The organism is Desulfovibrio oxyclinae DSM 11498, assembly GCF_000375485.1.
GTDB classification, from domain to species: domain Bacteria; phylum Desulfobacterota; class Desulfovibrionia; order Desulfovibrionales; family Desulfovibrionaceae; genus Pseudodesulfovibrio; species Pseudodesulfovibrio oxyclinae.
On sequence record NZ_AQXE01000001.1, the window covers coordinates 185,668 to 199,826 of the forward strand.

At 60.0% G+C, this 14,159-nt stretch carries 15 protein-coding genes; 13 read left to right on the forward strand and 2 right to left on the reverse strand.

Annotation, left to right across the window (positions count from 1 at the left end; genetic code table 11):
* Positions 1-15 precede the first annotated feature (15 nt).
* Positions 16-708, reverse strand: coding sequence for an HD domain-containing protein (locus tag B149_RS16105; RefSeq protein ID WP_018123287.1), 693 nt, complete (start codon positions 706-708; stop codon positions 16-18).
* A gap of 77 nt (positions 709-785) precedes the next feature.
* The gene (locus tag B149_RS0100975; protein ID WP_018123288.1) at positions 786-1,106 is read right to left on the reverse strand and encodes a hypothetical protein; all 321 of its coding nucleotides are present in this window, start codon (positions 1,104-1,106) and stop codon (positions 786-788) included.
* A 158-nt stretch (positions 1,107-1,264) separates the two neighbouring features.
* Here B149_RS0100975 and B149_RS0100980 point away from each other — a divergent pair, with 158 nt between their 5' ends.
* The 13 genes from B149_RS0100980 (at position 1,265) to B149_RS0101040 (ending at position 14,152) form a co-directional block, all read left to right on the forward strand.
* Positions 1,265-1,663, forward strand: a complete 399-nt coding sequence (locus B149_RS0100980; RefSeq protein ID WP_018123289.1) for a response regulator — start codon at positions 1,265-1,267, stop codon at positions 1,661-1,663.
* A gap of 9 nt (positions 1,664-1,672) precedes the next feature.
* Complete coding sequence (locus B149_RS0100985; RefSeq protein ID WP_018123290.1) at positions 1,673-2,389, forward strand: Tim44 domain-containing protein; 717 nt, start codon at positions 1,673-1,675, stop codon at positions 2,387-2,389.
* A gap of 43 nt (positions 2,390-2,432) precedes the next feature.
* Positions 2,433-3,155, forward strand: a complete 723-nt coding sequence (locus tag B149_RS0100990) for a class I SAM-dependent methyltransferase (RefSeq protein WP_018123291.1) — start codon at positions 2,433-2,435, stop codon at positions 3,153-3,155.
* Positions 3,155-4,891, forward strand: a complete 1,737-nt coding sequence (locus B149_RS0100995; protein ID WP_018123292.1) for a YcaO-like family protein — start codon at positions 3,155-3,157, stop codon at positions 4,889-4,891. The genes B149_RS0100990 and B149_RS0100995 overlap by 1 nt, the downstream gene beginning before the upstream one ends.
* Before the next feature lie 195 nt (positions 4,892-5,086).
* Entirely contained in the window at positions 5,087-5,404 is a 318-nt protein-coding gene (locus B149_RS0101000) for a TusE/DsrC/DsvC family sulfur relay protein (protein WP_018123293.1), read from the forward strand.
* 1,044 nt (positions 5,405-6,448) lie between these two features.
* Positions 6,449-6,928 (forward strand): cytochrome c3 family protein, encoded by a 480-nt coding sequence (locus B149_RS0101005; protein WP_018123294.1) that lies wholly within the window; start codon positions 6,449-6,451, stop codon positions 6,926-6,928.
* A gap of 5 nt (positions 6,929-6,933) precedes the next feature.
* Entirely contained in the window at positions 6,934-8,076 is a 1,143-nt protein-coding gene (locus B149_RS0101010) for a 4Fe-4S dicluster domain-containing protein (RefSeq protein ID WP_018123295.1), read from the forward strand.
* Positions 8,077-8,131: 55 nt separating this feature from the next.
* Positions 8,132-9,103 (forward strand): RnfABCDGE type electron transport complex subunit D, encoded by a 972-nt coding sequence (locus B149_RS0101015; RefSeq protein ID WP_026167379.1) that lies wholly within the window; start codon positions 8,132-8,134, stop codon positions 9,101-9,103.
* A 3-nt stretch (positions 9,104-9,106) separates the two neighbouring features.
* Positions 9,107-9,676: an RnfABCDGE type electron transport complex subunit G gene (rnfG, locus tag B149_RS0101020; protein WP_018123297.1), complete on the forward strand. Its 570-nt coding sequence runs from the start codon at positions 9,107-9,109 to the stop codon at positions 9,674-9,676.
* A gap of 11 nt (positions 9,677-9,687) precedes the next feature.
* Positions 9,688-10,359 carry an electron transport complex subunit RsxE gene (gene rsxE, locus B149_RS0101025; protein ID WP_018123298.1) on the forward strand — a complete coding sequence of 224 codons (672 nt, stop codon included), beginning with the start codon at positions 9,688-9,690 and terminating at the stop codon, positions 10,357-10,359.
* Between the two features lie 17 nt (positions 10,360-10,376).
* Complete coding sequence (locus B149_RS0101030; protein WP_018123299.1) at positions 10,377-10,952, forward strand: electron transport complex protein RnfA; 576 nt, start codon at positions 10,377-10,379, stop codon at positions 10,950-10,952.
* Positions 10,953-10,980: 28 nt separating this feature from the next.
* A complete protein-coding gene (locus B149_RS0101035; protein ID WP_018123300.1) occupies positions 10,981-13,095 on the forward strand; it encodes an FAD-dependent oxidoreductase in 2,115 nt (704 codons plus the stop codon).
* A gap of 4 nt (positions 13,096-13,099) precedes the next feature.
* Positions 13,100-14,152, forward strand: coding sequence for an FAD:protein FMN transferase (locus B149_RS0101040; RefSeq protein ID WP_018123301.1), 1,053 nt, complete (start codon positions 13,100-13,102; stop codon positions 14,150-14,152).
* Positions 14,153-14,159: the final 7 nt, after the last annotated feature.

The window sequence follows — 14,159 nt, forward strand, 5'->3', positions numbered from 1 at the left end:
CTAATCGCAAGGAGGTTAGGCCCTTCTTTTCCTCATGGCGTGGCTCGTTACGGAGTCGCGAAGCGTTTTGAATTCGGTCGTTTCCGGCAGATGGGCAAAGATGCGGTCCAGCAGTCCGTCGTCCAGAACCCGGCCGCAGGAGTAGGGGTGGTTCAGGTCGTAAATCCAGCCAGCGAGAAGGATGAGAAAGTCGTTGGTCCAACGGATGAGTTCGTAGTCGCCCAGCCTGCCGGAGAGAATCTGCTCGAACAGTTCCGGGGTGAACCTGTACGGATCGGGGGTGGCTCCGTGCATCACGACTGGATTGTCGCCGCCCTGATCGCAGTGGTCGAGGATCACTGGCAGGATATCCAGCTTGTCTGCGTCGCGAACCACCGAAAGTGCCGTGCGGATGGCGGGAGTGGTCTTTTCGGGAATGGCCCGGACGTTGTGCAGGGCCACTGCGCCGACCGTCAGCCGCCGGATAGGCTCGGGAACGCCGTCGAGTAGCCCGTGGTTCTTGATGGCCCTGATGCTCAGCCGGGCGTGGTTTGCGGATTCCGCATCGCGGAACGTGCCGTAGTCGCGGTATTGGATGAATCGTCCGGCGTCGTGATAGACCGCCGCGAGGAGCGCGGCTTCACGCATGGGGGAGGGAATGTCCTCGGCATCCGTGATTTTTCGGGCATTTTCGACCACACGCATGGTGTGATCGTGCTTGAGGATCACGTTTTCATCCCCTTCCCTTAAGAAAGGGGCGGTGAAGGCATTGAAGCGGGACAGGTGCTCCCGCAACCGGATTGTTGTCATTTGAGCGAGCGCATTTTGATTTTGTATTCGGCCTCGTTGATTTCTCCGGCTTCGTACTGGCGGTCCAGTTCCTCGATTTCCCTGCGTGTCTCCTCTTCGGCCTCGCGGTCCAGCTCGTGGTCGCGAAAGATTCCCTTGGGACCGAACAGGACGCGCACGAAGAGCAGGATCAGGCCCATGAGCGCGATGACGAAGGCCAGCCTGGCCAGATTGGGAAGCAGCGTCTGTCCGTAGCCGGGGCCAAAGGGCCACAGGCGCCATTCGGGGTTGCTGAAGAACTCCTGAAGGCCGGTCAGAAAAAGCAGGTGGTCGGGCATGATTCGGTTCTCCCTGAAAAGTGCTGGTCGGTTGGGAGAATGCTTACTTCTTCCGCGATGATCGTGCAAGGGGATGGATTACGGAATCCACAGGGGGTTGAAGATTGCCGCGCTTGATCTTATCGTGTATGAGAGCGCAATCCATTTTGGAGAGGTTTATGCGCATACTCATTGTGGAAGACGAATACACGAGCCGCAAGCTTCTGACCTCGCTTCTCTCGGATTACGGGAAGTGCGACACTGCTTCCGACGGCAAGAGTGGAGTGGAAGCCTTCGAGAAGGCCCTTGCCGAAGGGAACCCTTATGGGCTTGTGTGTCTGGATATCATGATGCCCGTCATGGACGGACACGAAGCGCTGAAGGCCATACGCGACGTCGAGGCAAGGCACGGCGTTCGGGCCCAGAGCGAAGTGAAGGTCATCATGGTAACGGCCATCAACGACCCTGTTACGGTGGTCAAGGCCTACTATCAGGGCGGCGCGGCCGCCTACATCCCCAAGCCGGTGGAGATAGATTCGCTCCTCTCCGTGCTGAGGGATCTGGAAATAATAAAGTAAGGATTACTCATGTCCCTGAAAAGAATACTTGCAGCCGCAGCCGCGGTGCTGGCTCTTCCCACACCCGCCGCGGCGGCTGTTCCCGGTTTTGCCGGTATGCACGTGGTGGACCTGATCCTTCTCGGCTTTCTCGTTTTTCTCCTGATTCGCGTCTTCAAGCGTCGTTTCGGCGGCGGTCAGGATCAGCGCCGCGGACCTCAGGACGGAAATCCTCCTGAGAGCAATTCGGAGCAGGAGAAGGATGCCTCCGCACCGCGCGACCGCTATGACGTGGCCAGAGCCACGTGGGACATGCTCTCTTCGGACTCCGAACAGCCGCAGCAACCGGCACGGCCGAAGGCAAACACTTCGGGAACGGACTTCGAACCCGCCGAGTTCATCGAAGGGGCTAAGCTCTTCTTTACTCGCCTTCAGCAGGCGCGAGACGCCGGAACGCTGGACGAGCTTCGCGATTTTCTGGCCCCTTCCTTATATGAAGAACTCAAGCAGGAAGCCGCTGGCGGCGACACCGCCCGCACCGAGGTGATGCTGGTCGAAGCGCGACTCGCCGACCGCAGGACCGAGGACGGCAAAACCGTGGTCTCCGTGCTTTTCGACGCCACCCTGCGACGCGGGGCATCAGGCGAGACGCCATACAATTATCGTGGCGTCTGGGAATTCTCCCGTACCGAGGGCGATACTGACGCCCTGTGGACGCTGGAGAAGATGGACAGGGTCGATCACTAGGCCCTTTTTTACCGCTTAAAAAGCATACCCGGAGGGTATATAATTGTCCGCCAAGGATTTTGAGCTGAACCAGCCCCTTGAGGCGTTGGTTGCCGAGGCCGAACGACGTTTCGGCGGCATCGTATATGAAGAGGTGAGCATTGCGGGCGTGACATTGCAGATCCCGCAGATAAAGGACATGCCCCGGTATCTTGATCGTCTGGTGGGCAAGACCCGCCCCGGCGATTCGGTAGAGCTGCCGCTTTGGGCCAAGATGTGGCCGTCCTGCCTGATGCTTGGCATGTTCATGGCCCGCTGTCCTCTCCCGGAAGGGGCTCGCGTGCTTGAGGTCGGCGCAGGCGTTGGCGTTTCCGGACTGGTGGCCGCCAGCCGAGGCCTGAAGGTCACGGTTTCCGACGTCGAACCGGACGCCTTGCTGTTCAGCCGCATCGGCGTGCTCAAGAACGGGTTGGAAGCGAATGTTGAGGTCGTGGACTGCGACTTTACCAAGGCCGAACTGCCTAACCGCTTTGACATGATTATCGGCTGTGAAATCCTGTATCAGGACCATGTTTACGAGCCGTTGCACGCATTTTTTGAACGTCATCTGGCGGAAACTCCGGAAGCGGAGATCGTCATTGCGCTCGACAGCGTCCGCAAGGGACAGGGCTTTTTCAAGCGCGCCGAGGGCCGCTACCGCATGATGAAGCAGGAGTTCCCTTATAAGGATGAAGAAACCGGGCAGGAGAGGGCTTCTGTGCTCTACCGGTTGAGGAGGACTTCCTGATGATTCGGCTCAAGGATTGTTTCAAGACATATACCAAGGATCAGGACAAGGCCGCTTCCCCTCAGGAAACCGTCAGCCGCGTCAGAGCCTGTCTGGCCGAGACCTGTGAAGGCGTTCTGGCAGAGACGGATCGTGTGGACACTGGTCGCCTCGGCATTCCGGTTTTCGTCAGCAAATGCGGCCCCAAGGCTGCCGAAGTCATGCCCACCCGCAAGCAAATGGGAAAGGGTGCCTCGCCAGAGCAGGCCGAAGCTTCCGCGCTCATGGAGCTGGTGGAGCGGTTCAGCTATTTTACCTTTTGGAGCAACGAAGAGAATTTCGAAAAGCTGACATGGTCCGAAGCCGCCGCAAAGTGGCCGGAAAGCATCATGCCGGTTTCCGAAGTGCTTCAGTCCGTCGGCGAAGAGGGCATGAGCGAAGAGGACGCTGTGCGGATTCTCGACCTCATCAGCTGGCGTTTTCATCCAGCACATGACGTGGCCTCAGGCAAGGACGTGCATGTCCCCCTCGACTGGTTTAAAAAGCTCAATGAATTCAACGGCTCTTCCGCCGGAAATACGTTCGAGGAATCCATCCTTCAGGGAGCGTGCGAGCTGGTGGAGCGCCATGTCTGCGCCGTGGTGGACCGAACCTCTCCGGAGCTGCCAACCATCGATCCGGCAACGTCCGACGATCCGGTTCTGGAGCGGCTTTGCAGGTGCTTCGCCGACAACGGCGTGAAGCTGATCCTCAAGGATTTCACGCTGGGATTCCCGGTGCCCACGGTGGGTGCCCTTGCATGGGACCCTTCCACTTTCCCCGGCTTGAGCGAGATCGTCTATACTGCCGGAACTTCGGCCACGCCGGAAAAGGCAGCAGTGCGCGCCGTGACCGAGATCGCCCAGCTCGCTGGCGACTTTGAGACCAGCCGCGTTTACGAGGCCTCCGGGCTGCCGAAGTATACCGACCCAGAACAGACCGAGTGGCTTCAGGCCGGACCGGTCTGCAGGCTGGATGCGCTGCCTGAGGTCGAGGACGAGAACATCCGCACCGAGCTGGCTTCCCTTGCCGACGGGCTGCGCGACATGGGGTACACCCTGTATTCTGTGGACACCACGCACCCGGAACTCGGCGTGACCGCCAACTACAACTTCGTTCCAGGATTCCTGTTCCGCGAGCGCACGCCCCATGCCAGCCTCGGCATGTTCGTGGGCCGGGCACTGGCCGAAGATGCACCGTTCGACGAGGCGCTCGAAGGGCTTGACGTTCTGGCTCAGGTGTATCCCGACGCCCACTTTGTTCCGTTCTTCCAGGGTATGCTGGCCCTGCGCATGGATGACATCATGTACGCCGCCGACCGCTTTGCCGATGCCGAACCGCTACAGCCCGCAAGGGAAGAGGCCGCGCTTTGCGCCTTCTACCAGGCGTACGCCCTGACGCTGGCCGAGGACTGGGCCGATGCCGTGCCGCATCTGGACAGGGCCATCGGCTACGATGCGGACGTGAAGGAGTTCTTCAACCTGCGCGGCGTGTGCCGGTTCCGCATGGGAGAATATAATTCCGCATCCGAGGATTTTCAGGCCTCGTTGGATATCGACTCCGGCAATCCCGAAGATCTCGCGAACCTTGGCCTTTGTCATAAGTTCATGGGCAACGCATCGGAAGCGCTGGACTATCTCGACGTGGCGCTTTCCATGAACCCGGGGCTTGAATGGGCGCGTCCCCATCACGAGGAACTCCTTGCCTCGCAAGGATAAATTTCTTCGCTGAGAGACAGGGGAAAACACGGCGACATGGTTGACAAAAGACGAGTTCTGACATTATAGACTTTGTCAGACTTCGCGACACACGCAACGAGTCACCGAACAGCGGATCGCTGTTTATTGATAATGATAGGCTCCGGAACAAAATCCGGAAACATGTAAGCAAATCATCCTTACTAGGAGGAAACCATGGCTGTTGTCGAATTCCAGGGTAAGACTTTCGAAGTTGATGAAGACGGCTTCCTGCAGCGTTTTGAAGACTGGACCCCTGAATGGGTGGACTACGTCAAAGACACTGAAGGCATCAAGGAACTCACCGAAGACCACCAGAAGGTCATCGACTTCCTGCAGGACTACTACAAGAAGAACGGCATCGCTCCGATGGTCCGCATCCTTTCCAAGGTCACCGGCTTCAAGCTGAAGCAGATCTACGAACTGTTCCCCTCCGGACCGGGCAAGGGAGCCTGTAAGATGGCTGGTCTGCCCAAGCCCACCGGCTGCGTCTAGTTCTTCGACGCATTCAAGTGGATATCAAGGCGGGAACCGAAAGGTTCCCGCCTTTTTTATGTGCTCCAGCCAGTGCACTCTCGGCGCCCCCATGCCCGCCAGTCTTGCATAACACCTACCCGCCCCAGCACGAATCCATGTAGCCTCGACTCCGCGTGCTCGCCTGCACTTTGCAGTGCGGTTTCCTCTAAAGCCATTGCCCGCTCGATATTGTGGAAACCGGACTCGGCAGAAGGTGTATGTGAAAAATCGGACTTTTCCCCCTGATTCATATGCAAACCGGAAAGAATCGTTCCACTTCCCGATATGACTTACTGTCTTACTGTTGCTGAAGAATGCGCTGTAAATACAGTGCTTTGCGATTTGATTGAGATTGTTGATCCCTTCTCCAATATCCGCTCAGGCATTGCTCTGTGTTGTTGCAGTTCACGAGGCCAAGCGGGTTTGAGGCGTCACATGTTCACTATTTTGGACTGATTGAGAGCGTGTCCGGAAAAACGGACATGGCGGTCCGGGATGCCGTATGGAGTGATTTCCTGTCATTAAGGGTCTTTGTTTGAAAACGGGGCCCTTGTTGGGTGTCTTGTTTTTCGGACTCTTCTGCAAATCGTCGCGGGGATGACTTTTGCTTGCGCGATATTTCACATGCCGCCTTCCTTGTATCAGAGGATGAATGAATCCACGCATATCCCCGGCATCGTGGAACTCTGAATTATCAGTGAAATTTTTGCATTAGAGAACGCTTCCTATGGCACGTTCCGTGCTAAACGAGGATTGGTTTGATTGATCAATCAAGGTGCGGCCGAAAGGGTCGCCATATTTCTGCCGGTGCGCTGCGGCGCACTGGAAATCGAAACCGAACAGGCCGGGGGGCCACCGTCGCGGGGCCATAGGCGACGGGGCTCTCATTTGTAAACCATGAAGTATGCACCAAGGAGGGCGAGGGCAGCAGGAGAACTCAGGACACAGTTCCAACACCGGTTTTTTCTGAGTCGATAACGACTCGCAGTATGAGGAAATTACTTCAGAAGAGGTTTTGATCCGTTGAAGAACAGATATATCCCGATAACAATAATCGTCGCCGTTCTTTGTGCCACCGCGCTGGTCGGCTACCTGACGCCTTCAGGCGAGCAGGAAGTGCCGCCTCGTGTGATTCTGGACAATGCGGGCGGCAGGGTGATCTTCACCCATGCGGCTCATACCGAGGACTACGGCTTCGCCTGTGTCGACTGTCACCACGACGGCATCGGTCAGGAGAAGTTCATTTCCTGTGGCAGCTGTCACCCCGCTGCATTCGATGAAACCTTCCGCGCCGAGCACCAGAATAATTTCGAAAGCGAAGATGCCTGCCTGCGCTGTCACTACGATACGCCGCAGGAAGAGCTCGCGGAAGACAATCGTCCCGATACCGAATTCATCCCCACCCGTGCTGACGCTTTCCACGCCCAGTGCATGAACTGTCATGAAGACATGGGTGCGGGGCCCTACGGCGACGACACCTGTTACGACTGTCATGCGAGGTAGCCCCGATGCTTAAGATTCACTACTCACTCGAATCGGAACTTCAGCACGGCATTTCCGACATCGAAGCGCCCTCGGAGCTCAACATCCAGGTGCGCAACCTCGTGCTGAAGACCAAGAAAGGCAAGCAGGTGGCCCGCGGCGAAATGATCGCCGAGCACCCGTCCAAGTTCGGCGGCGCCTATCACGCGGCCGCATCCGGCAAGGTCATGAAGGTCAACTACTACCATATGACCATCAAGTGTGACGGCGGAGAAGACGCGGTCGAGCCCGTTGACGTGAGCTCCATGGAGCCCGGCAAGGATCTGCTTCGTGCTTTGCAGGATCTGGGAATTGGCGTGTCCGCGCTGGCACCGGTCAAAACGCTGGTGATCAACGGACTCAACCCGGAGCCCGGCATCTCCGTGACCGAACAGCTTCTCAAGGATGAAAAGGAAACCGTCGAAGCCGGACTCGAAATGGTTCGCCGTTTCATGACTCCGGAAAAGACGGTGCTGGCCGTTGCCGCCGGTGCCTCCTACGAGCTGTCCGGATCGTCGGTCCATACCGTCAAGCCGAAGTACCCCAACTGTCTTGACGCCCTCGTGGTCAAGTCCGTCACCGGCAAGGAACTGCCTTCCGACACCAAGGTGCTCAGCGTGATGGACCTGTACGAGATCGGCACCGTGGTGCGCACCGGGATGCCGCTGACTCACACCGTCATGACCGTGGCCGGACGCAACTACCGCGTGCCCCTTGGGACGCCCATCCGTCATCTGATGGATTCGCTGAACATGAACGTGACCACCGGCGACACTGTCGTGCTGGGCGGTCCGTTCCGCGGCGACGCGGTGTACAGCCTCGACGAAGGCGTGAAAAAGGGCGACCACGGCTTGTTCTCCATCGCATCGTCCACGTTCCCGGCCATTCAGGACGCAGCCTGCATCAACTGCGGTGAGTGCGTCCTCAAATGTCCGGCACGGATTCAGGCCCACCTGATCAGTCGCTATGCGGAGTACGAGATGTTCGAAATGGCCGAAAAGCACGGCTTGAACAACTGCTTCGAGTGCGGACTGTGCGGCTTCAACTGCATCTCCCGCAGACCGCTGCTGCAGTACATCCGCTTCGCCAAGGCGCAGCTCAAGGCGAGCCGCCAGAGCGAGCAGGGCTAGAGTCCCGGGTCTTCCGGCAATTTAGACAAATATCGAGAGCGAAGGACTACTGAATATGACTCCTCCCGTTATAAAGGCAATGTCCGACATCGCCGTGCGGCTTACGGTCTCCCCGCCGCCGCACTGGCGCAGCGGGCGCACCATCCAGGGCATGATGCAGGCGCATCTGCTGGCGCTCGTTCCGGCAATGGTCATGTCCGTGTACATGTTCGGCCTGCAGGCCGCCGCCGCAATAGGGCTGGCCGGTTCCGTGGCCGTGGGCACCGAGGCCCTGTGCCTCAAGCTCCAGAACCGCGACATCGACGTGGACAACTTCTCCGCACTGTACGCAGGCGTACTGTTCGCGTTTCTGTTGCCCGCCACCGCGCCCTGGTGGCTGGTGGTACTCGGTTCCGCCATCACCATCGTGCTTGGCCGCACCGTTTTCGGCGGCTTCGGCTCCAACCCGATCTGTGCGCCACTGGTGGCCTGGGCGTTCTGTAGACTGTCCTGGCCCGCAGCCATGGACATCGACCTGAACCTGTCCCACTTCCTGATCAACTATGCGCCCGACCAGCTCATGCACTTCGGTGTGGAGAGCCTCTGGCAGTTCGATTACATGAATCTGTTCCTCGGCAAGCAGCTCGGCGGACTGGGAGCCTCGCAGGTCGTGGCGCTTCTGGCCGGCGGCATCTACCTTATCGCCGCCGGATGGATTCGACTGTTCATTCCCGTTGCATTCCTCGTGGGCGTGGCCGCCACCGCCGGCGTCTTCTGGATGATCAACCCCGAAGTCTACGCCGACCCGCTGTTCCATCTGCTGACCGGAAGTACCATGCTCGGCGCATTCTTCCTCGCACCGGACGTCTCTTCCAGCCCGGTGGGCAGGATGCCGCAGATTCTCTTCGGCCTCATCGCCGGAGCCATGGTCATCGTCATCCGCGTTTACGGCATCTACCCGGACGGTGTCCCGTTCGCGGTCATGATCGCCAACTTGCTCAGCCCGCTGCTGGACAGGGTTCGCCCCAAACCTTTCGGAGGCAGATAAGACATGCGTGAAATACTTCATATGCTCGTCGTCCTGTCCCTGATCTGCGCCACGTCCGGCGCGGTTCTGGTGAACCTGAAGAAGGCGACCAAGCCCCAGATCGAACAGCAGGTGCTGACCTACGTGCAGGGCCCCGCGCTCCTGTCCGTGCTCGACGACCGCGACAACGACCCCATCGCCGACCGCAAGAACGTGGGCGACGTGACCGTGTTCCCGGCCAAGAAGGACGGCAAGCTCGTGGGTGTGGCCCTTGAAGCCTTCGCTCCCGGCTACTCCGGAGATATCGGCGTCATGGTCGGCTTCAGCGTGGAACAGGACGAACTGCTCGGCATCGGCATCACCACCCAGACCGAAACGCCCGGCCTCGGAACCCGCATCATGAAGCCTTCCTTCACCAAGCAGTTCCAGGGCCACGGCCTTGAGAGCATGGAGCTTGCCTCCAAGGACGGCGACATCGACGGCATCTCCGGTGCCACCTATTCCGCTGCCGGTACGGTGGATGCGGTGCGCAAGGCCATCGAGGTCTATGAAGGCATCAAGCCCGAAATCCTCAAGATCTGGCAGACTTCCTAGGAGGGAGCACCATGAGCAATATAACCAAGGAATTCGTCAAGGGCCTGTGGGCCGAGCTGCCGCCGTTCCGGGTGCTCCTCGGACTGTGCCCCGTGCTGGCTGTCACCGCCACCGCGGAGAACGGCTTCGGCATGGGCATGGCGGTCATCTTCGTGCTGGTCATGTCCAACCTGATCATCTCCAGCATCAGGAAGATCATTCCGGGCAAGGTCCGCATCGCCTGCTTCATCGTCGTCACCGCCTCGCTGGTTGTCACGGTAGAGCTGCTCATGCAGGCGTATGCCTACCCGCTGTATCAGAAGCTCGGCATCTTCGTGCCGCTGATCGTCGTGAACTGTCTGATTCTTGGACGGGCGGAAGCGTTCGCCTCCAAGAATCCCGTGCTGCCGTCCATCGCGGACGCGCTCGGCATGGGCATCGGGTTCATGGCCTCGCTGACCTTCCTCGGCGCACTGCGCGAGGTGCTCGGCAACGGCACGGTGTTCGGCGTTCCCGTCATGTGGGAGAGCTTCGAGCCCGCGTCCTTCATGGTCAAGGCGCCCGGCGCGTTTGTCGGGCTGGGCATGATTCTGGCGGGCATGAACGTCTTGAACCGCTACCTCAGCCGCAAGAAGGGCGAGAGCGAGCCGGTTTCCCAGAACTCCACCTGCGCCTCCTGCGGGGCGTGCAACTCCTGCAAGTAGGGGAGGGCCAGTAAACCATGGAATACTTCCTGCTTTTCATATCCGCGATATTCATCAACAACATCGTCCTGGTCCAGTACCTCGGCGCGTGCCCCTTCATGGGCACCTCCAAGTCCACGGACGTGGCACTGGGCATGGGTGGCGCGGTCATCTTCGTCACCCTGATGGCCACCGCCATCACCTGGCCCATTCACCAGTACATACTCATTCCCTTCGGCATCGAGTATCTGCAGACCATCGCATTCATTCTGGTCATCGCGTCGCTGGTGCAGTTCGTGGAAATGTTCCTGAAAAAGGTCATTCCGCCGCTTTACAAATCGCTGGGCCTGTTCCTGCCGCTGATCACCACCAACTGCGCCGTCATGGGCGTGGCCATCATGGTGCAGCGCAACGGATACTCCTTCTTCAAGTCCATGATGTACGGACTTGCGTCCGGAATCGGCTTCCTGATCGCACTGGTCATCATTTCCGCCATCCGCGAACGGCTGGACATCTCTCCGGTGCCCGCCGTGTTCCGTGGCGTTCCCATCGCCCTGATCATGGCAGGCGTCATGTCCATGATCTTCTTCGCGTTCCAGGGAATGGCGGCCTAACCGCGCAAGTCAAGGAGACACTTACGATATGGTAACATCATCCATTCTGGTTCTGTTTCTACTGGGCCTGACAGCCGCAGCCGTCCTCGCCGTGGCATCCCGCGTGCTCCACGTAAAAGAGGACCCGCGCATCGCCCAGGTTGACAACTGCTTCCCCGGCGCCAACTGCGGCGGTTGCGGATACCCCGGTTGTTCGGCTGCTGCCGCGGCCATCGTCAAGGGCGAGGCCGGGCCTGAAATCTGCGTGGCGGGCGGCCCCGAGATTGCTGAAAACATTGCAGCCATCATGGGCACCGAGGTCGGCTTCAAGGAGCCCAAGGTCGCCCAGAACATCTGCACAGGCGGTTCCCGCGCCGAGCTCCTTTTCGATTACGAGGGAGTCGAGGACTGCCGGGCCGAGGCACTGCTTTACGGCGGCGAGAAGTCCTGCGGCCTTGGCTGCATCGGCATGGCCTCCTGCGTGAAGGTTTGCGGCTTCGACGCCATCCGCCTGAACGACGACGGTCTGCCCGTGGTGGACATGAACGCCTGCCGCTCCTGCGGCAAATGCGCCGAAGTCTGTCCCACCGGAGCCATCCGCGTTTCCGGCCTGACCATGGACCTGCTGCACCTCAACAAGACCGACGACTGCCTCGCACCCTGCATGCAGAAGTGCCCGGCGCAGATCGACGTCCGCACCTACGTGCAGCAGATGAAGATGGGCGACATGCGCGGCGCGCTGACTACCATGAAGGAGCGCAACCCGCTTCCGCTGGCCGTCGGCCGCCTGTGCCCCGCACCGTGCGAGACCATCTGCCGCCGCAACATCGCGGACGAGGGCGTGGCCATTCACACCCTGCACCGCTTCGTGGCGGATTGGGAGATGAACGCCGGTTCCCGCGTGCAACTGGACTGCAACCCCCGCAGCGGGCATCGCGTCGCCATCATCGGCGGCGGCCCCGCCGGTCTGTCCTGCGCGTACTTCCTGCGCCGCATCGGCCACGAGCCGGTGATCTTCGAAAAGCGCGAAGAGCTTGGCGGCATGATGAAGGGCGTCATTCCCGAATACCGTCTTCCCTCCAAGGTCGTTGACTGGGAAATCCAGTCCATCCTCGACCTCGGCGTGGACCTGCGCACCGGCCTTGAATTCGGCAAGGACGTGACCCTTGAGAGCCTTGAGCAGGAAGGATTCGAAGCCGTGTTCATGGCAACCGGTGCCTGGAAGGTGCCGGGACTGGGTGTGGAAAACGACGATGCCGAAGGCGTGGTGGACGCAGTGTCCTTCCTCGACGGCATCGGAGGCACTTACGGCGACATGCAGGGCCGTCGGATCGTGGTGGTTGGCGACACCAACACCGCCATGGACGTTGCCCGCAGCGCGGCGCGCCTTGGCGCCGATGTCACCGGCCTCGTGTCCTGCATTCAGCGCAAGATGTCCGCCAACAAGAACGAAGTAAAGCGTGCCGCCGAGCTGGGTACCGACCTCAAGTTCCTCACCGCCCCTGTGCGCGTGCTGGCAGAGGACGGCAAGGTAACCGGCGTGGAATATCAGGAACTGCAGTACGACGATCCCAAGAAGGCCACCGGCAAGCCCAAGCCCGTCGAGGGCACCGAGGCAACGGTGCAGGCCGACATGGTCGTGGTCGCCACCGACCGCGTGGTGGACGCCGGTCCGCTCAAGACCGAAAGCGGCGAGCCGCTCTTCGATATGGACAAGAAGACCGGCGGCATCAAGGCCGACAAGACCACTCTGCAAACCAGTCTTCCGCACGTGTTCGCGGGCGGCGAGGCCCACACCGGCCGCAACATCCTGATTCAGGCGGTTGCCGACGGACGTCGTGCCGCTCGCGGCATCCACTACTATATTACGGAAGGGGAAATCCCCGAGCCGAAGAACCCGCAGCTTCGCGTCATCCCGGAAACCATCCTCAAGAACATGGATGTGACTTACACCATCCCGCGCATCGAAGTGCCCGAAATCGGAATCGAGGAGCGGAAGTCCACATTCAAGGAAGAGGTCAAGGGTTCCATCGGATTCGACGCGGCCCGCAAGGAAAGCAGCCGCTGCCTGCGCTGCGGCCTGACCTGCTACGACTCGGAGGCCGGTGCCGAATACGCCGGTGACCCCGACGTCAAGAAATTCAGCGAATCGGGCAAGGAGTAAGATCATGCAGAACAAGCGATTCACAAGAAGAGCCTTCATGCGTTCGCTCGGCATCGTCGGGCTTGGTGCGGCCCTCACTCCCGCACCCGTCGCGGCAGCCGTTCGCATGACAGACTCCCGCAAGCTGTCCGACAACCGCTTCGAGGTCTGCGAAACTCGCTTCCTCATGGGTACCTTCGTGGCGATCACGGCTCTTCACGAGTCCCGCGACGCCGCCAAGGAAGCCACGGCCCGCGCCTTTGGCGAGATCGAACGGCTTTCCGCCATCTTCGACCGCCACAAGGGCGACACCCCGGTCTCTGTGCTGAACGCCACCGGCCGCCTGTCCGACGTCGCTCCCGAGCTGCGGTCAGTCATGGAAAAGGCCGTGATCTTCAACCGTCGTTCCGGCGGTGCCTTTGACTCCACTGTTCTTCCGCTGGTGGAGATGCTCAAGGGCCACGCTGATGCCGACGGCAGGATCAACCTGTCCGAAAAGGACATGAAGGACGCGCTGGGCCTCGTCGATACAGAAGCCGTGCGTATCTCCGACAACGGAATCCGTTTCGACAAGCAGGGCATGGGCGTGACGCTCGACGGCATCGGCAAGGGCTACATCGTGGACCGCGCCTCCGACGTGCTGGCCGCCAACGGCGTTGTCGATCACCTCGTGAACGCGGGCGGCGACATCCGCGCCCGGGGCGAACGCGCTCCCGGAAAGGCGTGGAAGATCGCCATCGAAGATCCCGCGGGCAAGGGCGGATACCCCTCCGTCATCCATCTGCGCGACGCAGCCGTCGCCACCTCCGGCGGCTACGAAGTGTACTACGATGCGAACCGCACGCATCATCACGTCATCAACCCCAGGACCGCTCACTCTCCCACCCAGAGCGTCAGCGTGTCCGTTACCGCTCCAACCGTCATGCAGGCCGACGCTCTCTCCACCTCGGCTTTCGTCATGCCCCCAAAAGACGGCGTCCACTTTGTGGATGCGCAGCCGGGAAGCGACTGCCTCATCGTCGGTAAAAGCGGCGCGAACGTTACCACGCGCCGTTGGAGCAGGTTGAGCAGGACCTAGAACCTGC

What these genes read in the sequence shown, in the direction of transcription:
- B149_RS0101030 (WP_018123299.1), top strand. Translation starts at nt 10,377, where the DNA reads ATGGAATACTTCCTGCTTTTCATATCCGCGATATTCATCAACAACATC.
- rsxE (WP_018123298.1), top strand. Translation starts at nt 9,688, where the DNA reads ATGAGCAATATAACCAAGGAATTCGTCAAGGGCCTGTGGGCCGAGCTG.
- B149_RS0101010 (WP_018123295.1), top strand. Translation starts at nt 6,934, where the DNA reads ATGCTTAAGATTCACTACTCACTCGAATCGGAACTTCAGCACGGCATT.
- B149_RS0100975 (WP_018123288.1), bottom strand. Translation starts at nt 1,106, where the DNA reads ATGCCCGACCACCTGCTTTTTCTGACCGGCCTTCAGGAGTTCTTCAGC.
- B149_RS0100980 (WP_018123289.1), top strand. Translation starts at nt 1,265, where the DNA reads ATGCGCATACTCATTGTGGAAGACGAATACACGAGCCGCAAGCTTCTG.
- B149_RS0100985 (WP_018123290.1), top strand. Translation starts at nt 1,673, where the DNA reads ATGTCCCTGAAAAGAATACTTGCAGCCGCAGCCGCGGTGCTGGCTCTT.
- B149_RS0101015 (WP_026167379.1), top strand. Translation starts at nt 8,132, where the DNA reads ATGACTCCTCCCGTTATAAAGGCAATGTCCGACATCGCCGTGCGGCTT.
- B149_RS0100995 (WP_018123292.1), top strand. Translation starts at nt 3,155, where the DNA reads ATGATTCGGCTCAAGGATTGTTTCAAGACATATACCAAGGATCAGGAC.
- B149_RS0101000 (WP_018123293.1), top strand. Translation starts at nt 5,087, where the DNA reads ATGGCTGTTGTCGAATTCCAGGGTAAGACTTTCGAAGTTGATGAAGAC.
- rnfG (WP_018123297.1), top strand. Translation starts at nt 9,107, where the DNA reads ATGCGTGAAATACTTCATATGCTCGTCGTCCTGTCCCTGATCTGCGCC.
- B149_RS0101035 (WP_018123300.1), top strand. Translation starts at nt 10,981, where the DNA reads ATGGTAACATCATCCATTCTGGTTCTGTTTCTACTGGGCCTGACAGCC.
- B149_RS0101040 (WP_018123301.1), top strand. Translation starts at nt 13,100, where the DNA reads ATGCAGAACAAGCGATTCACAAGAAGAGCCTTCATGCGTTCGCTCGGC.